The sequence below is a fragment of the Paenisporosarcina sp. genome, from assembly GCF_057785155.1.
On sequence record NZ_JBYNRN010000039.1, the window covers coordinates 81,815 to 100,643 of the forward strand.

An 18,829-nucleotide genomic window follows, 5' to 3' on the forward strand; every position below is an offset into this window, starting at 1 on the left:
GTCTACCATTGTCTTGGTGGACCTTTTTCTGCACTATTAGGGAAAATCCAATTGAGTAAAAAGAGGGGTTGAGGAACTCTTGAAAATTTGTGTTATAGGTGCTGGCTCTATCGGTTTACTTTTAGGTTCCTATTTTGCTGAAATGGGACATGAAATTTATATGCTTGCTCGTAAAGAAGAACAAGTAGTTGCATTAAGAGAAAAAGGCATCACACGAATAATGCCGAATCTTCAACATGTGAATGTATCAGTTCGAGCGACACTTCATGTGAATGAGTTACCTAAGGACGCCTGGTGGTTTATTGCTGTTAAATCTCATCAACTTGACCACCTGTCGTCTATTCTATATGAAGCACCTCAAGAAACGAAATTAGTGTTTATTCAAAATGGGATGGCACATATCAAATGGCTTGAAAACTTACAACATCACCATTCATACATAGGAACAATCGAACATGGTGCAATGAAACAAGATTCTACGACTGTCTTACATAAAGGTTTTGGTGTATTAAATCTAGCATCACTTGGAAAAACGAACCAACCAACTGTCCAGGTTTTTCAGTCGGATGATGAGAGATTTCCCATTCATTGCGGATCTGACGCTTACACCTTAGTACTTAGAAAAACAATCTTAAATGCTTGCATTAATCCATTAACCGCTATATTAAATGTACCTAATGGCGAATTAATTAAAAACTCTTATAGCTATTCTCTCGTTCAAAAGATTTTTGAAGAAGTCATGGAAGCATTCCCGGAAATGAAAAGCCATCTTCGGTTAGATGACGTGAAAAAGCTATGTGAAAAGACAGCTGAGAATCGATCGTCTATGCTACAAGATATTCAACATGGAACCAAAACGGAGATTGAGGCAATCGCAGGGGCACTCATCGAGCACGCTTCCAATCGAAATAAAAGCCTACCGACTCTTCAAATTTTGTACACACTAGTACAGAGCAAAGAAGAAAGTGGTGCTCACTATGCTTAATATCATTCAGAACATCGTTAGTGTGGCACTGTTTCTTCCTTATCTTGTGTTTTTTATCGTTTTATTTGTCGCATTGAAAAGTAATATAAAACCTGCCCGTGCTTTTGGAATGGCGGCTGATGTGACAACATTTGTCTTATTTTTTGCAGTACCTATTGCGGTTGAAGCGCTTTTTGACGCAGAGACAATGATTTATATGTTATGTATTGCTTTAGTCCTTAGTATGTTTATGACTTATCAGGAATGGACAAACAAAAAAGAAATTGAGTTACTTCCATTGTTACGTAAAATTTGGCGATTTTTATTTATTTTGCTGAGCCTCGTTTATATCATCGTATTATTAAGTGGATTCATTGTTAAATTGATGAACTATATGAATTAGCATATGGACAAGTCGTATGTTTTTCCACTCAACTCTTTGAATGATATACTCATTTTGTATATAGACAAAAAGGAGTTACCACGATGAAAATGCAACATATTGAACAACCAAATATGAATACTTTTATGCATGACTTTTACAATCAAAATCAGAGCGTGTCTTCATTGTTTCATTACATGCCATCGACAGCATCCTACGAAAAACGTGCTAAAATGCTTCAAAATCACCCAGTAGCGCGAAAAGAGTTGTCTCAAGTTATTCGATCTTTTATGGGGGATCTTCCTTCAAGCGATAAGGTAGAAAGACATTTAAAAGAGTTAGAAGAAAATGCATTTGTGGTAATTGGTGGTCAACAAGCAGGGTTATTAACGGGTCCACTATATTCGATACATAAAGCGATTTCTGTCATTCTTCTTGCCAAGCAACAACGAGATGCTCTACAGCATCCAGTCATACCAGTATTTTGGATTGCTGGAGAAGATCATGACTTGGATGAAATCAATTCGACCTTCACTCATGCAAACGGAAGATTAGTAAAACATACGTATAATGATCGTCCGAATCGAAAGCAAATGGCTTTTGAAACAGAAATTGAACCTGACAAAGTGAATATGTTAATTGAAAGTGTTTTCAAACAAACAAGTGAAACAATGCATACGAAAGAGCTTCTTTTAAAATTGAAATCCTTTGCGGCTAATAGTCGCACTTACAGTGAGTTCTTTTCTAAACTCATGCATGATTTTTTTGCGAATGAAGGATTATTATTAATTGATGCAGCGTATGAACCTTTAAGGAAACTAGAATCTCCATATTTCACGAAGATGATTGAAGAATCTCAAGAGATATCAAAACGAGTTGTGCAACAAGAGCAACTCTTTAACGAGATGGGTTATGGTGAACCTATACAGGCAGCTTTCGATAATGCACACTTATTCTTTGTCCAAGATGGCGAGCGTTTTTTATTAAAGAGACAAGACAATCTATTTATTAATGAAGATGCTAGTATTGAACTAACAAAAGAAGAATTATTAGAAATCGCCCAAAAAACACCTGAACAATTAAGTAATAATGTGGTGACAAGACCACTTATGCAAGAGATGCTTTTTCCGGTCTTAGCATTTGTCGGTGGACCTGGGGAATTAGCATATTGGGCGACCTTTAAAACGGTATTCGAGCATTTTAATATGGAATTACCAGTGATGGTACCACGGTTGTCCATTACATTAGTGGACCGAAAATCTGCACAATACTTAGATGATCTTCAACTTTCAATTGAAAATGCTTTCGATGGACATCTATTATCCCGTAAAGAAGATTTCATCATTGGAATCCAGGACGATAAAGCACATGCGATGATTAGCGAAATGCAAAATTCATTAATTAAACATTACGAAGAATTTAAGGCTTATATTGAAACAAGTGGAATATCGATTGGAAATATAGTCGATACAAATCTTGAGAAACATCAAAAACAATTTACTTATTTGAAACAAAAGATTGAAGATGATACGTTAATTCGCCATGAGACGATGATTCGCAAGTTTCAACATTTAGAAGGAATGCTTTATCCTGAACAATCATTGCAAGAACGAAACTATAGCCCATATCTATTTATGAACGAAGCGGGAGAGTCATTAGTTGAAAAACTATTAGAAATGCCATTTGAATTTAATGGGAAACATTCTATTATTTATATTTAAGTCAATTTTATAATAAAATCTATTGATAAAATCCGAATAAAGTTGATTTCCGCTTCAGGTGGACGCTTTCCGTGGGCACGACTTCAGCCGCTTCCCTCGCATACGCTCAGTCTAGGGTCTTCAGTTCGTGCTGATTCCACCGGAGTCGCCACCTTGCTCTTCAATCAACGATATCTGCTAAATGTTAAATAACAAAAACCGATTAAATGTTCGCTACTGTTATTGAAATGAGGATCATTTAGCAACGTCTCAACCTTAATTATGCTTCCATATAGGAAGGTTATAATCTCCCCCGTGGAAAACAACTGTAAAGATTAGGGTAGTAAATGCTACATTTATACAAAGGGAGTGTCCCAAAAGTTGTGAAAGATGACTTTTGGAACACTCCCTTTTATATATAACGAATTCCGTTTGAACGAATTTTCATTTTTCAAATCAAGATAGAGATAGCGATTCAGAAACACTATCAGCTTTCTTCATGTTATTTATTCCAATCATTATTAATTATTACTTTATAAATGGTTTTAAGACTATTTTTGGTGGATGACAGTTCCTTCCGCGGAAAGCGAAAGAAATAGTCATCCACCTTATTCTATTTAGTGCATTAATTAAATTTCGATCGTTTATATGAATGACTATTTTTGGGTCATCAGTCTTAAACCGTCTCTTTTTTATTATGAGACGGTTTTTTGTATGAAATAAAGGGAAAAACAGCCGTCTCAACAAGTACTATTGACACATTTTTTGATTCATTGAAAGAATTTTTAAAAATAAGTGGAGGAAAGTGGGGGGATGTGGTACATTAATGACAATAAGTGGGGTGACTAGCATGTTCATGGGAGAATATCAACATAGTGTTGATGCGAAAGGCCGTCTAATAATACCTGCAAAATTTCGCGAGCACCTGGAAGACACTTTTGTTATAACAAGAGGTCTTGATAACTGCTTATTCGGCTATCCTATGAATGAATGGCGAAAACTCGAAGAAAAATTAAAAGCACTTCCTGTTACCAAAAAAGATGCTCGTGCATTTACACGATTCTTCTTTTCTGGAGCGACAGAAGTGGAAATTGATAAACAAGGCCGTATTAATATACCAAGTAATTTACTATCACACGCTCATGTTGAAAAAGAGTGTATCGTTCTTGGTGTTTCCAACCGAATTGAGATATGGGCTAAAGATTCTTGGACAACTTATTTTGATGAATCTGAAGACTCATTTAATGACTTAGCTGAAAATATGATCGGTTTTGATATTTAGAATAAAGATTGAAGGAGGACGAGAAGTTGTTCAACCATACGACCGTATTGCTTAAAGAAACTGTTGACGGATTGAACATTCGTCCAGATGGAATCTATGTAGACTGCACACTTGGTGGTGCAGGGCATAGCGAATATTTAGTACAACAACTGAATGAACAAGGCAAACTGATTTGTTTTGATCAAGATACAACAGCTATCGAACATGCTAAAGTGCGTTTAGCTGACCATCTCCATAAAGTGACCTTTGTACATGCGAACTTTAGAGAACTAAAAGAAAAACTTCTTGAATTAGGTATCGAAAAAGTAGATGGAATTTTATATGACCTTGGCGTCTCATCACCGCAATTAGATACCCCGGAACGTGGTTTTAGTTATAATCACGACGCTCCACTTGATATGAGAATGGATACGACTGCCACATTAACTGCGTATCACATAGTAAATGAATGGGAATTCAATGACTTAGTTCGAATTTTTTACCGCTATGGCGAAGAAAAATTCTCTAAGCAGATTGCTCGTAAAATTGAAGAAGCTCGAAATAATGCGCCAATTGAAACGACATTCCAACTGGTGGAATTAATAAAAGATGGTATTCCTGCAGCAACAAGACGAAAAGGTGGGCATCCTGCTAAGCGTGTATTCCAAGCCATTCGTATTGCTGTTAATGATGAACTTGGCGCTGCCGAAGATTCGCTACAAGATGCTTTAGAAATGCTTGGAGCTGGTGGTAGAGTAAGTGTGATAACTTTCCATTCGTTAGAGGATCGTATAACAAAGACCATTTTCAAGGAAGCTGCTTCTTATCCAGATTTACCACCAAACCTGCCGGTGATTCCTGAAGGTATGGAACCTAATTTTAAACTAATTACAAGAAAACCAATTCTTCCTAGTGAAGAAGAATTGGAACACAATAACCGATCGCGATCTGCAAAACTTCGTATTATTGAAAAAATAAAGGATGAGGGAAGTGTTTAAATGGCAATGCATGCGAGAAATCAACAAACATACATACAACAACCTGTCGTAAATCCACAACCGACAATCCAACCCCAGAGAAAACAAGAACGTAAAATTTTCACAAAAGGCGAAAAAATATTATTTGTTATGTTCGTAGCAGTTATCACGATGTTCAGTGTAATGATTTTGCAAACGCAAGCAAGCATCCACACTTCAACTCAAGAAATTCAATCGATCAATCAACAAATAGAAGAAACAAAAAAACAGAATACTGATTTGTCCATTCAAGTAAGTGAACTTTCAACATATGAACGCGTATGGGAAAAGGCGAAAGAACTTGGCTTGAAACTGAACGAGCAAAATGTGAAGGTTGTTACGGGACAATGAAAAAGAAATTTCGATTTCAATGGGGAGCCTTTCTAATGTTTTTGTTTTATGGAGGGCTCTTTTTTATGTTGTTGTCACGGATGATTTTTATCCAAGTCACTGGTGAAGCAGAAGGTCAAGCTCTTGCAGCAAAAGCAGCTGCGAAATATGAGCGAGAACAAATTATTAATGCGAGCAGAGGGAAGATTGTTGATCGAAATGGCGAAATAATAGCAGAGGACACACTAAGTTATCGATTAGTAGCTGTATTAAGTCCAAAAGCGACAGCGGATCCTAAAAATCCGAAGCACGTGAATGATATTGAGAAAACAGCCGAAGTATTAGCTGCCCATTTGCCGTTATCTAAAGAAAAAATTATCGAACGTCTCTCCAAGGAAGGTCCCTATCAAGTGGAGTTTGGGAAAGCTGGTCGAGACATTAGTCATGAAATTATGACGAAAATCAGTCAGCAAAAACTTCCTGGCATCGTTTTTGTGCGAGACTTAAAACGCTTTTATCCAAATGGAACATTTGCTTCTCATCTCATTGGTTTTGCTCTAAAAGAAGAAAATGAAGATGGAACTTTTGATACCGTTGGAAAAATGGGCTTAGAACATATTTATAACAAACAATTAACAGGAACTGACGGAAAGATTGAATATGAAAGCGACTTGTGGGGGTATTTACTCCCTAATTCAGAAGAAATGATAACTCCCGCTGAAAACGGGTACAACATCCATTTAACTTTAGATAAAACCATTCAAAACTTTTTAGAAGATGCAATGAGTAGAGTACAAGAACAATATACTCCTGAAAAAATCGTTGCGATGGTAGCCGATCCAAAAACCGGCAAAATATTAGCAATGAGTCAACGACCATCTTTTGATCCTGAAACGCGAGAAGGATTAACGACGAATTGGCTGAATGAAACCATTGAAAATACAATTGAACCTGGTTCTACCATGAAGACATTTACTGTTGCAGCAGCAATGGAGGAAAACAAATGGGATCCAAATGCGTGGTATCAATCAGGTAAATATACTTTGCTTGGTGATACTATACGTGACCATAACTTAAAAGGATGGGGAAGTATTACGTATTTAGAGGGTTTTCAACGATCATCTAATGTTGCAATGGCTTATTTATTAGAGAGATTGGGAGATAAAGCTTTCCTAGAATATCTTGATAAATTTGGGTTTGGCCAAAAGACTGGTATTGATCTTCCTAACGAAGCTAGCGGGAAGATAATTAACACATGGCCACTTGACCGTTTGGTTTCAACTTTTGGTCAAGGTTCAACAGTAACCCCTATGCAATTGATTCAAGCGGAAACGGCAATTGCGAACGATGGCGTGATGATGAAACCATATGTTATTGAAAAAATTGTAAATCCTTCAACAAATAAAGTGATGCATGATTCAAAGCCTAGCGAAGCGGGTAAACCGATTTCAGCTGAAACGGCTAAACAAATGAGGGAGTTACTTGCTTCTACCGTTACATCAGAAAATGGAACGGCTAAAAGGTTCCAACTATCTGACTATACGGTAGCAGGCAAAACGGGTACTGCAGAAATTCCTGATGATCGAGGTAGATACCAATACGGATACGAAAACTATCTGTATTCATTCCTTGGTATGGCTCCAGCGGATGATCCTCAATTGGTGGTATATGTGGCAGTATCAAAACCTAAATTAAAAGATACAGAGGTTGGGTCAATCCCAGTTTCTGAGATTTTTAAATCGGTTACGGAAAATGGCTTAAAATACATGAATATAAAACCAAAAGAAATAATCAGTACTCCACCTGTTCAAATTTCTTCTTACATGGGGCAGAATGCGAAAGACGTTCAAGCCAAATTGGCAAATCAAAAAATAAACACGATTATCATTGGTGATGGTGGGGAAATAAAAGACCAGTATCCAAAAGGCGAAACTGAAGCATTACAAGGTAGTGTCGTTATTTTGAAAACAGATGGTCCAATTGTAATTCCGGATTTCACCAGCTGGTCAAAACGTAATCTGATGGTTTACGAAAGTTTAACAGGGATTTCATTTGAAATAGTTGGAAATGGTTTTGTTGTAAATCAAAGTGTCTCTCCAGGTACTGTTATCACTGAAGATGGTCCAGTCGTCATCAAACTAGAAACGCCTGAACAGTCAAATGTGCAAGTAGAAATGCCTGAAGAAAGTGAAGAAGAAAAGCTTCCACAAGATTAATCATTGAATAGGCATTCCTTTTCAGTCATACGTTGTTAAAAACAAGGTGTGGATAAAATGAAAACAGGAATTCCTTATCGGTTAAAAATTAGAATGCGGACTATGGTCATTTTATTTTTTTGTTTAGCGATTTTATCGGTCCTTAAATTGGTTCATGTTCAATTCTTTCAGTTTCAATTCTTGTCACAAAAAGCGGAAGAGAATTGGGATCGTGAAATCCCGTTTTCTCAAACAAGAGGGAATATACGCGATCGCCATGGTGAATTAATTGTAGGTAGTAAATTAGCACCTACCATTTATTTTATGCCCGCACAAAATGATGAAATTGAAAAAGCAGCAAAACAGTTAAGTGGCGTTTTAGGTGTCGAATCAAGTGTTTTATTTGAAAAAATGAACAAACGAGAATTCTTAGTTAAGCTTGCTCCTGAAGGGAAAAATATAGATGTTAAACAAGCATTACATATTCAATCCCTTCAAATTCCAGGTGTTTATACGGGTGTAGACTATGTTCGTGATTATCCTTACGGAGAATTACTTTCACGCTTACTAGGATTTACAGGGTATGATCATCAAGGGTTAGCTGGATTGGAATTTCAATATGATAAGCAAATGACAGCAGTTAAGTCGAACTTACGATTATTTACGGATGCAAAAGGAAATAGCTTACCGCATGTGAACGACGATTGGAAAGAAGGAAAAGAGGGTTCATCTCTAGAACTAACAATTGACTTAGATGTTCAGCAAATCATGGAAAGAGAATTATCTCAGGCTATGATAAAATACGAGGCGGATCAAGCATTAGCAATTGCTATGAATCCAAAGACAGGAGCCATTTTAGGTCTTTCGTCTTTCCCGACTTTCCATCCTTTACAATATGACAAAGTGAGTCCTAGCGTTTATAATCAGAACTTGCCGGTATCGATGACATTCGAGCCTGGCTCTACATTTAAAATTATTACCTTAGCAGCAGCACTTGAAGAAGGTAAAGTGGATCTTCAAAATGATCAATTTTACGATCCAGGTTATAGCATTGTTGAAGGTACACGACTCCGATGTTGGAAAAGAGAAGGACATAAACAACAATCCTTTTTAGAAGTAGTGGAGAACTCATGCAATCCAGGCTTTATTGAACTGGGAGCACGAGTTGGACGTGAAAAATTATCACAATACATTCGAGACTTTGGATTTGGTCAAAAGACCGGTTCAGCTATTGCAGGAGAATCTACAGGTATCTTGTTTTCAAAAGAATCATATGGTCCAGTTGAGCATGCAACTACCTCGTTCGGTCAAGGGATTTCTGTCACTCCACTGCAACAGGTGCAAGCGGTTTCCGCTGCCGTCAATGGAGGTACGCTTTATCAACCTTATGTTGTGAAAAGGGTTTACAACGAAGAAACAGGAGCAGTAGAGTTAGAGAATAATCCGAAGATAGTTAGACAAGTGATTTCGGAGAAAGCTTCTAAAGAAGTTAGAGAAGCTCTTGAATCCGTGGTTGCAAATGGTTCGGGGAGACAATCATTCCGAGACTTTATGAGAATCGGCGGAAAAACGGGTACAGCACAAAAAGCGGTAAATGGTCGATATGTTGAAGGGGAATATATTGTTTCATTCATCGGATTTGCACCGATAGACGATCCGGAAATTGTTGTTTATGTAGCAATTGATAATCCGAAACATTCTCTTCAATTCGGTGGGGTTATTGCAGCACCTATTGTTGGCCAAATTATCGAAGATTCTGCACCTTATATCGGTTTTGAAAAACGAACGATTCAAATTGATAAAGAGTATCGATGGGGTGATCGTTTAGAAGCTCGTGTCCCTGAACTCGTTGGAGAAAAGAAAGAAGTTGTTATGGATTTGAATGAACCTTTCCGAATTGAATGGCATGGAACAGGGTCCATTATTGAATCTCAGCTTCCAGAGGCAGGGAGTAAACTTTCGATTGATGGGACGATTCATCTTTATTTACGCGAATAAAACGTAAGAATTTCAGTGTTCATAATTAGAGGAGTTTCAATTAAATCTATTATGATTCCATTGAATAAAATAAAAATCATAAAACTTTTCAAAGGTTTTGAAGGAGAATACATATGACACTCGCCACAACATTAATGATAATTGCCGTAGGCTTCATACTAACAGTACTGTTAACACCTTTATTTATACCTGCTTTAAAAAGAATGAAATTCGGTCAAAGCATTCGAGAAGAAGGTCCTAAATCTCATATGAAAAAAGCAGGCACACCGACAATGGGCGGTCTAGTCTTCTTACTTTCAATTGTTTTAACCACTTTAGGCGTTTCTTTGTACTTTAATATGTTGACTACTCAAACGATTGTCTTACTTTTAGTGTTGGTTGGATTTGGCGTGATTGGTTTTCTCGACGATTTCATCAAAGTTGTCCTAAAACGTAATCTAGGCTTAACTTCTCTCCAAAAACTGATTGGGCAAATCATTTTAGCTATTGCAGCGTTCTTCTTATTGAAACCAGGACCAGCTTTTACTTCTTTAGCGATTCCTTTTACGGATTGGTCAATTGATTTAGGAGTGGCATATGTAGCATTTATGATTTTTTGGTTAGTTGGTTTTTCAAACGCAATTAATTTAACTGATGGACTAGACGGACTTGTTTCAGGAACGGCATCTATTGCTTTTAGTGCATTTGGTGTAATAGCGCTTGTATATGACCAAACATCATTAGCTATTTTTGCATTTGCAGTTACTGGCGCACTTTTAGGCTTTTTGATTTTCAATGCAAATCCCGCGAAAGTATTTATGGGAGATACAGGTTCATTGGCTTTAGGCGGAGCGTTAGCGATGCTTTCTATTTTAGTAAAACAAGAATTGTTATTGCTACTGATTGGGATCGTATTTGTGGCAGAAACATTGTCCGTTATTCTACAAGTGATTAGTTTTAAAACGACTGGAAAACGAATTTTTAAAATGAGTCCACTACACCATCATTTTGAGTTATCTGGATGGTCTGAATGGAAAGTGGTAGTCGTCTTTTGGTCTACTGCTTTCTTAGCAGCATTTGTAGCGGTTATGTTGGAGGTGATGTAAATGAAACTGACAAACGAATTTACATCAAAAAAAGTATTAGTACTTGGTTTAGCGAAAAGTGGGGTAGCTGCAGCAGAGCTGCTACATAAGTTAGGTGCATTTGTGACAGTTAACGATGCGAAACCTTTTGAAGAAAGTCCAGACGCTCAAGCACTTTTAAGTAAGGGCATAACCGTTATATGTGGCAGGCATCCTGAGGATTTATTGGACGAAGGATTCGAATTAGTGGTTAAAAACCCTGGGATTCCCTATCATAACCCGATTGTTGCCGATGCTGTTAAACGTAAAATTCCAGTTTGGACGGAAGTGGAGCTTGCCTATCGAATTAGTGAAGCGCCATTAATAGGAATTACAGGTTCGAATGGTAAAACGACAACAACAACATTGTTATTCCACATGTTAAACCAAGGTGGATTGAAGCCATTGATTGCTGGAAATATTGGAACAGTTGCATGTAAAGTGGCAGAAGAAGCTAACCCTGATCAAATTATTGTTACAGAACTTTCAAGTTTTCAGCTTATGGGGACGGAAGCATTTAAACCGAAGATCTCAATTTGGACAAATTTATATGAAGCACATTTAGATTATCATGGCTCATTTGATGAATATGGCGAAGCGAAATTTGCTGTAACCATGCATCAAGATGCTTCAGATTTATTTATTTATAATCAAGATCAAGAAGAAGTAGCCAAATTTGCCAAACGTACGAAAGCGAAGTTGATGCCTTTTTCAACGAAAGGAAGAACAGAAGAAGGAATTAGTGCGGATGAAGAATTTGTTTATTTACACGGAGAAGAATATGTTTCTCGAAAACAAATAGCGCTTCCAGGCGAGCATAATTTAGAGAATGTATTATCTGCTATTGCTGCTGCTACAACTTTAGATTGTCCAAAAGAAACAATCTTACATGTTCTATCGTCCTTTACAGGTGTTAAGCACCGCACTCAATTTGTTCGTGATTGGAATCAACGGAAATTTTATAATGATTCAAAAGCTACCAATACACTTGCTACGAAGAGTGCAATTGCTGCTTTTGAAGATCCCGTCATTTTATTAGCTGGTGGATTAGACCGAGGGCATTCGTTTGAAGAATTAAGACCTCATATGAATCGTGTCAAAGCCTTAATATCATTTGGAGAAACCAGTGGGCGATTAAAAGAATTTGCTGAGTCATGCGGAGTATCTCAAACATTCATGGTTCATGATGTGAAAGAAGCGGTGCATTTAGCAGCAGAAATTTCTGTGCCTCAAGATATAGTCTTGCTTTCACCTGCATGTGCAAGCTGGGATCAGTATCCGAATTTTGAATTACGCGGTGACGATTTTATTACAGCTGTTTTTAATTTGAAAGATTAATAAATAAATAGACAAACGAAGGGATGCCGATCCTGCAAGTCAAACCTATCAAAACATTTTTGATATTAAGTATAGTGCTTACTGCTATAGGACTTAGTTTTGTATACTCAGCGGGCTCTTACTGGGGCAAAGTGCATTATGAAGATAGTATGCCTTTTTTCTGGAAACAATCCATATACGGCTTCCTAGGTATATTTGCGGCATGGGTTTTGTATAAAAACCCAATGACTTCCCACCCAACATTTTGGAAGGTGATGTACGCCTTAGCAGTAGTTTTATTATTTGCTGTTTATATTCCTGGTTTAGGAGTAGTGAGAAATGGTTCGCGAAGTTGGATTCAACTAGCAGGCTTTAGTATTCAACCAGCTGAATTTGTCAAAATAGCTGTTATCACTTATTTATCTACTTTATTAGCCAAATCAGCACATCTTAAAATGAAATGGAAACTATCACATCTATTAATTTGTCTAGCTCCCGCTGGTATTATTTTAATTCAACCAGACTTCGGATCGGCTTTCTTATTAATCATTGGTGCTTTTGCTTTGTTATTTATTGCTGGTTATCCAATGAAGTTTTTTATGGTGATTGGCGTTTCTGGTATTCTCTCGATTGTTGGATTAATCATCTCGGCTCCGTATCGCTTAAAACGAATTGAAGCCTTTATCAATCCGTGGGAAGATCCATTAGGAAGTGGATTCCAAGGCATACAATCATTACTTGCAATTGGTCCTTCAGGATTATTCGGACATGGATATGGACAAAGTAGGCAAAAGTTTTTATATCTCCCAGAACCTCAAAATGATTTTATTTTCTCCATCATCGTTGAGGAGATGGGGTTTATTGGAGCGGTTGTGTTGATCGGTTTGTTCTTCATGTTTCTTTATACCGGTTATAGACTAGCAGTGCTCTCTTCCTCGACGATGGGTTCGCTTGTCATTGCAGGTTTTATTAGCATGATGGGAAGTCAAATTTTCCTTAATATTGGGGTGGTCATTGGTTTATTTCCTGTAACTGGTGTAACCTTGCCCTTTATAAGTTATGGGGGAACATCCTTATTTTCCACATGGTTAATAGTTGGTATTATTCTTCATTTTTCAAAAGATCAAAGTAAGTAAGGAGGAGGAGGCATAACGTGGAAAAAATAATCGATATTGAAGATAGAATTCCAACTTTACGCGATCGCCGTAAAAAAAGAACGAATAGAAAATTCACGTTATTGCTTGTCCTTTTCCTTATGACATTACTTGGTCTCCTCTACTTTCAATCTCCATATAGCTTGGTTCAAAAAATTCATGTAGACGGGTCAACATTAGCTTCTAGTGAATCGTATATTAAAAAGAGTGGCATCGAAACTGGCCAATCGATGTGGGAAATTAGGACAAGTTCTGCTGAAGAGTTAATTCAATCTAATGAATGGGTTAAATCCGTAAAAGTAAAAAGAAGTGGACTTACTTCGGTACATATTCAAATTGAGGAGTGGCAAAAAGCTGCATATATGGAAACGGAAGATGATGTCCAAATGGTGTTAGGTAACGGGAAACTTTTTAAAACCAATGAAAAATTCCCACCAATTGATGCGCCATTGCTTAGTGGATTCGAGGATGAAACGGTTCGTTTACGATTGGTAAAAGAGCTTGCTGATTTAGATGCAAATATTTTTTCAATGATTTCTCAAATTGAATCTGTCCCATCTGAATCTGATCCATACCGTATTCGCTTATTTATGAATGATGGAAATGAAGTAAGGGCGATTATTCCATCCTTCGCAAAAAAAATAAATTATTACCCAGCTTTACTCGCTCAAATAGATGGAGATGAGAAAGGTGTAATTGATCTTGAAGTTGGTTCATTCTTCCAATCATATGCAGATATGTATAATCCACAACCATTAGAAGAGGAGGCCGAAGATGAAGAAGCAACAGAAGAATAACAATCGAAGCATCATCAATAAACGAATTATTTTTTCCATTGTTTGTTTAGTGCTTGGGTTTATTCTTGCCTATTCGTATAGTTTATCGAGTGCAAAAAAATCCACGGGAATGACCAGTGGTACAGGTTATTTTGAACAAGAAGAACGCTATCGTGAAGACTTGATTCAACAAAAAGAACGGAATAAGGAATTAGCAAATGAATTAGTTGCCCGACAAAAAGAGGTTAGAAAAATTGAACAATCTTTAGTAGGCAGTGAAGAAAGATACGATAGTCTAATACAAGAAGCTGAAGACCTTCGATTACTTTTAGGTGTTATTCCCTCAACTGGGGAAGGCGTGAAGGTTCAATTGCAAGACGCTGAGTACGATCCTGTTTCTGAAAACCCGAATGATTATATTGTTCACGAAAGCCATGTGTTCAAAGTGCTGAATGAACTTAAGATTTCTGGTGCAGAAGCGATTTCAATTAATGGTCAACGCTTACATGCCAATTCGTATATAAGATGTAATGGTCCCGTAATTACAATCGACGGAAAACAATTTCCAGCTCCGTTTGTAATTGAGGCGATAGGAGACACTGAAGTTCTCATTCCTTCACTAGAATTAAGTGGTGGGGTCTTAGATCAATTACTTAATGACAATATTATTGTGACAATAGAAGCAAATAAGAAGATGACGATGCCTGCACTTTAATTATGGGCTTAGGACTGCAGGTTATATAGGAATCAATAAATCCACACGGGCATTAACCTGGAGGTTGATCGCAGCACGTTATCTGAAAGTATCACCATGCCAAATCGAAATGTTGAGAAAGGAGCGGTCAAGATGAAACAAGGCGTTTATATGCGATTTACTTTTATATTATTAATAGTCGGTTTCATGATTGCCGTTCAATATAATACAGTGCAACAACCAGAACAACGGGATACTCGAGATATTTGGGAAATTCGTCAAGAGTTATCTAAAGAGAAAAAACTTCACTCTGAATTGTTATCCAATATCCGCTCCGAGGATGAAACCATCATGAAATATGAAAACCTTCAAAGTGAAAGTCCAGCACAAGCTTTAAATGACACATTAGAAAACTTAAGAGCTCAAGCGGGATTAACTGAAGTGTCGGGACCGGGTTTAGTGTTAAAAATAGAACCATCGTTGGAAGGACAAGTCTTTGGCGAAACAGTTACATCTATTTCACCAGATTTACTTGATCGGTTAATTAATGAAATTAATCGGTTCAACGGGCATTATATCGACGTGGATGGAAAAAGAATTATTACAACTACACCTATTCGAGATGTAAATGGGCAAACAACAGTTAATGGTTTGAACGTCCGCACACCTCCATTTAATATTCGCGTAGGCACAGATACATTAGAAGAAGCGGAATTGCTTTATAGTTATCTCCAAACATCTATGATTGCGGATGATTTCTTCATTGATAATTTAACCTTAACCATTGAAGAACCAATTTCTGATTTAACGATTCCAGCATACAATCAAAAAATTAACCTTAATTATTTATCAGAAGCAACGGAGAGTGATTAAAAATGTGGTTGCCCTTACTCGGATTGATCTTAGGAATTTCACTTGGCTTGCTTACAGATATTCATATTCCAACGGTATACGAAAATTATTTATCAATTGCGGTTCTTGCTGCACTTGATACGTTATTCGGTGGAATACGAGCCCAACTTCAACAGGTATATGACGACAAAGTATTCGTTTCTGGTTTTTTCTTTAACATTGCATTGGCAGCTGGTTTAGCATTTCTAGGAGTGCATTTAGGAATAGACTTGTATTTAGCAGCAATTTTCGCTTTTGGCGTACGTCTTTTCCAAAACATTGCAGTTATCCGGAGAATATTATTAACAAAGTGGGCAGAAAGAAAAGGGCAAGTTGAGTAAAAACAGTAGAATAGAAGGAAAATTTACAACTTTTAGCGATTTTACTTAGACAAGCATGTCATAATGCAATAGAATGAGGAGTAAAGAGTTGTTGAAGGAGGTGCCACGGTTTGAATCAAACAGAATTATATGTTTCTTTAGATATAGGTTCATCGTCTATTAAAGTACTAATTGGTGAAATGACAAATGGTTCCCTTAATGTTATCGGTGTAGGGAATGTGAAATCAAATGGAATACGTAAAGGTGCTATTGTTGATATAGATGCAACCGTGCAATCTATTAAAAAAGCAATTGATCAAGCTGAAAGAATGATAGGAATGTCTATTAACGAAGTAGTTTTAGGGATTCCTGCTAATCAAGCGATGTTACAGCATGTTAAGGGTGTCGTCGCAGTTAACAGTGAAAATCGTGAAATCACAGATGACGATTTAGATCGTGTCATGGAATCTGCACAAGTAATGTCGATTCCACCTGAAAGAGAATTAGTAAATTTAGTACCTAAACAATTTGTAGTAGATCACTTAGATGAGATAAAAGATCCGCGTGGAATGATTGGTATTCGTTTAGAAATGGATGGTACCATGATGACGACATCTAAGACAATTTTACATAATGTCTTGCGATGCGTAGAACGAGCGGGATTAAATATTCGTGAAATCTACTTACAACCACTTGCTTCTGGATACTTTGCTTTGTCTGATGATGAAAAAAATCATGGGACAGCCTTTATTGATATTGGTGGCGGTTCAACAACCATTTCTATATTCCAAGATGGTCAATTGTCGCATACCTCTGTTTTACCTGTAGGTGGAGATCATATAACAAAAGATTTATCGATTGTTTTAAAGACTCCTACAGAACAAGCAGAAAAAATTAAACATCAATATGGACATGCCTTTTATGATGATGCATCAGATGATGAGTTGTTCGAAGTTCCTGTGATTGGAGCAGACACGAAAGAACAATATAGTCAACGGTACATATCTGAAATTATCGGTGTACGATTAGAAGAACTTTTCGAAATGATTTTAGAAGAGTTTTACCGTATGGGTCTTCAAGACCTTCCTGGTGGAGTCGTTATATCCGGTGGTGTTGGGAAATTAGAAGGGCTTTCACAGTTAGCACGACATATATTACAAACTCGTGTACGCTTGTATACGCCAGAATATATTGGAGTGCGTGAGCCACAATACGCGACCGCAGTAGGCTTAATACGTTACGCTTACATGGAAGATATGTTTTTTGGTCGTTTAGGCGGGAGTAGTGCACTCGTTCAATCACGTAAACCTGAACAGAGTCCTACAACTTCAAAAAAACAAAAACAAGTACAAGTTCAACAAGAGAACAAAGAAGGCGTTATGGGGAAAGCACGAAAGTTCCTCGACAAATTCTTTGAATAAACACTGGTAATAGACTAAGAGCAACTTAAGGAGGAAATGCGATGTTGGAATTTGACACAAGCGTAGATCAACTTGCAGTCATCAAGGTCATTGGTGTAGGTGGCGGCGGAAACAATGCTGTAAACCGAATGATTGAACATGGCGTACAAGGTGTAGAATTTATAGCAGTAAACACAGATGCACAAGCTTTAAATCTTTCAAAAGCAGAAATCAGACTTCAAATTGGAGCTAAGCTTACTAGAGGATTAGGAGCAGGAGCAAATCCAGAAGTTGGTAAAAAAGCTGCTGAAGAAAGCAGAGAACAAATTGAAGAAGCACTCCGTGGAGCAGATATGGTATTTGTTACCGCTGGTATGGGTGGAGGAACAGGTACTGGAGCAGCTCCTGTAATCGCTCAAATTGCACGTGAAATAGGCGCACTTACTGTTGGTGTAGTTACTCGTCCATTTACATTTGAAGGCCGTAAACGTTCTACACAAGCAATTGGTGGTATTGGACAGATGAAAGAAGCTGTTGATACATTAATCGTCATTCCTAACGATCGCTTACTTGAAATCGTTGATAAAAACACGCCAATGTTAGAAGCATTCCGTGAAGCGGATAATGTTTTACGACAAGGTGTTCAAGGTATCTCTGATTTAATCGCTGTACCTGGTTTAATTAACTTGGACTTTGCAGACGTGAAGACAATTATGTCTAACAAAGGTTCAGCATTAATGGGTATCGGTATTTCTTCAGGTGAAAACCGTGCTGCAGAAGCTGCTAAAAAAGCAATTTCAAGTCCACTTCTTGAAACATCTATTGATGGTGCTAAAGGGGTCTTAATGAATATTACAGGTGGTTCTAACTTGAGCTTATTCGAAGTTCAAGAAGCTGCCGATATCGTTGCATCTGCATCTGATGAAGATGTAAATATGATTTTCGGTTCTGTTATTAATGACAATCTTAAGGATGAAATTATCGTAACAGTTATTGCTACTGGTTTTAATGAAGAGCCTTTATCTACTCGTACTACGAGATCTGGTGGATTTGGAGCTGGTAGACAACAGCAACAGCCAACTCAACCACAAGCTCCTATTCGTGAAACACGTAGAGAAGAAGCGCCAAGCTATCAACAAGAACCAGTAAGAACGCAACAACAGTCTAATCAACAAGAGGATACTTTAGATATTCCAACGTTTTTACGTAACCGTCAAAAACGTCAATAGATAAAATAAAAACCCCATCTTTCTCAACAGTCGTTGAAAAAGATGGGGTTTTTTGTCGTGCGATTTTTTATTATCTCTGTCAAAAGATGACAAAGTTTG

Annotated in this window: 17 protein-coding genes; all 17 read left to right on the forward strand. The window is 37.3% G+C overall.

Translation table 11 applies throughout. The annotated features are described in order from the left end of the window. The first annotated feature begins 79 nt into the window (after positions 1-79). The 17 genes from AC3EA5_RS14615 (at position 80) to ftsZ (ending at position 18,730) form a co-directional block, all read left to right on the forward strand. Positions 80-985, forward strand: coding sequence for a ketopantoate reductase family protein (locus tag AC3EA5_RS14615; RefSeq protein ID WP_488609009.1), 906 nt, complete (start codon positions 80-82; stop codon positions 983-985). After that, positions 978-1,367, forward strand: a complete 390-nt coding sequence (locus tag AC3EA5_RS14620) for a DUF3397 family protein (RefSeq protein WP_488609010.1) — start codon at positions 978-980, stop codon at positions 1,365-1,367. The genes AC3EA5_RS14615 and AC3EA5_RS14620 overlap by 8 nt, the downstream gene beginning before the upstream one ends. Before the next feature lie 83 nt (positions 1,368-1,450). Next, positions 1,451-3,067, forward strand: coding sequence for a bacillithiol biosynthesis cysteine-adding enzyme BshC (gene bshC, locus AC3EA5_RS14625; protein WP_488609011.1), 1,617 nt, complete (start codon positions 1,451-1,453; stop codon positions 3,065-3,067). Positions 3,068-3,896: 829 nt separating this feature from the next. After that, positions 3,897-4,328 carry a division/cell wall cluster transcriptional repressor MraZ gene (gene mraZ / locus AC3EA5_RS14630; protein ID WP_394187549.1) on the forward strand — a complete coding sequence of 144 codons (432 nt, stop codon included), beginning with the start codon at positions 3,897-3,899 and terminating at the stop codon, positions 4,326-4,328. Positions 4,329-4,354: 26 nt separating this feature from the next. Next, positions 4,355-5,305 (forward strand): 16S rRNA (cytosine(1402)-N(4))-methyltransferase RsmH, encoded by a 951-nt coding sequence (gene rsmH, locus AC3EA5_RS14635; RefSeq protein ID WP_488609012.1) that lies wholly within the window; start codon positions 4,355-4,357, stop codon positions 5,303-5,305. Next, positions 5,306-5,674, forward strand: coding sequence for a cell division protein FtsL (ftsL, locus tag AC3EA5_RS14640; RefSeq protein WP_394187286.1), 369 nt, complete (start codon positions 5,306-5,308; stop codon positions 5,672-5,674). A gap of 65 nt (positions 5,675-5,739) precedes the next feature. Then, entirely contained in the window at positions 5,740-7,869 is a 2,130-nt protein-coding gene (locus AC3EA5_RS14645; protein WP_488609013.1) for a penicillin-binding protein, read from the forward strand. 57 nt (positions 7,870-7,926) lie between these two features. Then, positions 7,927-9,846 carry a penicillin-binding transpeptidase domain-containing protein gene (locus AC3EA5_RS14650; RefSeq protein WP_488609014.1) on the forward strand — a complete coding sequence of 640 codons (1,920 nt, stop codon included), beginning with the start codon at positions 7,927-7,929 and terminating at the stop codon, positions 9,844-9,846. Between the two features lie 113 nt (positions 9,847-9,959). Further along, the gene (mraY, locus tag AC3EA5_RS14655; protein WP_488609015.1) at positions 9,960-10,931 is read left to right on the forward strand and encodes a phospho-N-acetylmuramoyl-pentapeptide-transferase; all 972 of its coding nucleotides are present in this window, start codon (positions 9,960-9,962) and stop codon (positions 10,929-10,931) included. Further along, the gene (murD, locus tag AC3EA5_RS14660) at positions 10,932-12,287 is read left to right on the forward strand and encodes a UDP-N-acetylmuramoyl-L-alanine--D-glutamate ligase (RefSeq protein WP_488609016.1); all 1,356 of its coding nucleotides are present in this window, start codon (positions 10,932-10,934) and stop codon (positions 12,285-12,287) included. 23 nt (positions 12,288-12,310) lie between these two features. Beyond that, on the forward strand, positions 12,311-13,402 hold the full coding sequence (gene ftsW / locus AC3EA5_RS14665; protein ID WP_488609017.1) for a putative lipid II flippase FtsW: 1,092 nt from the start codon (positions 12,311-12,313) through the stop codon (positions 13,400-13,402). Between the two features lie 17 nt (positions 13,403-13,419). Next, positions 13,420-14,217, forward strand: coding sequence for a cell division protein FtsQ/DivIB (locus AC3EA5_RS14670; protein ID WP_488609018.1), 798 nt, complete (start codon positions 13,420-13,422; stop codon positions 14,215-14,217). After that, complete coding sequence (locus tag AC3EA5_RS14675; RefSeq protein ID WP_488609019.1) at positions 14,195-14,911, forward strand: DUF881 domain-containing protein; 717 nt, start codon at positions 14,195-14,197, stop codon at positions 14,909-14,911. The genes AC3EA5_RS14670 and AC3EA5_RS14675 overlap by 23 nt, the downstream gene beginning before the upstream one ends. 132 nt (positions 14,912-15,043) lie before the next feature. Further along, the gene (locus tag AC3EA5_RS14680) at positions 15,044-15,763 is read left to right on the forward strand and encodes a DUF881 domain-containing protein (protein ID WP_488609020.1); all 720 of its coding nucleotides are present in this window, start codon (positions 15,044-15,046) and stop codon (positions 15,761-15,763) included. A gap of 2 nt (positions 15,764-15,765) precedes the next feature. Then, complete coding sequence (locus AC3EA5_RS14685) at positions 15,766-16,122, forward strand: small basic family protein (protein ID WP_394187295.1); 357 nt, start codon at positions 15,766-15,768, stop codon at positions 16,120-16,122. A 110-nt stretch (positions 16,123-16,232) separates the two neighbouring features. Then, on the forward strand, positions 16,233-17,522 hold the full coding sequence (ftsA, locus tag AC3EA5_RS14690; RefSeq protein WP_488609021.1) for a cell division protein FtsA: 1,290 nt from the start codon (positions 16,233-16,235) through the stop codon (positions 17,520-17,522). Positions 17,523-17,563: 41 nt separating this feature from the next. Then, positions 17,564-18,730 (forward strand): cell division protein FtsZ, encoded by a 1,167-nt coding sequence (gene ftsZ, locus AC3EA5_RS14695; protein WP_488609022.1) that lies wholly within the window; start codon positions 17,564-17,566, stop codon positions 18,728-18,730. Positions 18,731-18,829 lie beyond the last annotated feature (99 nt).

Bases quoted from the DNA above. Each gene is read 5' to 3' on its own strand.
- AC3EA5_RS14685 (WP_394187295.1), top strand. From the start codon at position 15,766: ATGTGGTTGCCCTTACTCGGATTGATCTTAGGAATTTCACTTGGCTTG.
- AC3EA5_RS14680 (WP_488609020.1), top strand. From the start codon at position 15,044: ATGAAACAAGGCGTTTATATGCGATTTACTTTTATATTATTAATAGTC.
- mraY (WP_488609015.1), top strand. From the start codon at position 9,960: ATGACACTCGCCACAACATTAATGATAATTGCCGTAGGCTTCATACTA.
- bshC (WP_488609011.1), top strand. From the start codon at position 1,451: ATGAAAATGCAACATATTGAACAACCAAATATGAATACTTTTATGCAT.
- ftsL (WP_394187286.1), top strand. From the start codon at position 5,306: ATGGCAATGCATGCGAGAAATCAACAAACATACATACAACAACCTGTC.
- AC3EA5_RS14650 (WP_488609014.1), top strand. From the start codon at position 7,927: ATGAAAACAGGAATTCCTTATCGGTTAAAAATTAGAATGCGGACTATG.
- AC3EA5_RS14645 (WP_488609013.1), top strand. From the start codon at position 5,740: ATGTTGTTGTCACGGATGATTTTTATCCAAGTCACTGGTGAAGCAGAA.
- murD (WP_488609016.1), top strand. From the start codon at position 10,932: ATGAAACTGACAAACGAATTTACATCAAAAAAAGTATTAGTACTTGGT.
- AC3EA5_RS14620 (WP_488609010.1), top strand. From the start codon at position 978: ATGCTTAATATCATTCAGAACATCGTTAGTGTGGCACTGTTTCTTCCT.
- ftsW (WP_488609017.1), top strand. From the start codon at position 12,311: ATGCCGATCCTGCAAGTCAAACCTATCAAAACATTTTTGATATTAAGT.
- ftsZ (WP_488609022.1), top strand. From the start codon at position 17,564: ATGTTGGAATTTGACACAAGCGTAGATCAACTTGCAGTCATCAAGGTC.
- AC3EA5_RS14675 (WP_488609019.1), top strand. From the start codon at position 14,195: ATGAAGAAGCAACAGAAGAATAACAATCGAAGCATCATCAATAAACGA.
- mraZ (WP_394187549.1), top strand. From the start codon at position 3,897: ATGTTCATGGGAGAATATCAACATAGTGTTGATGCGAAAGGCCGTCTA.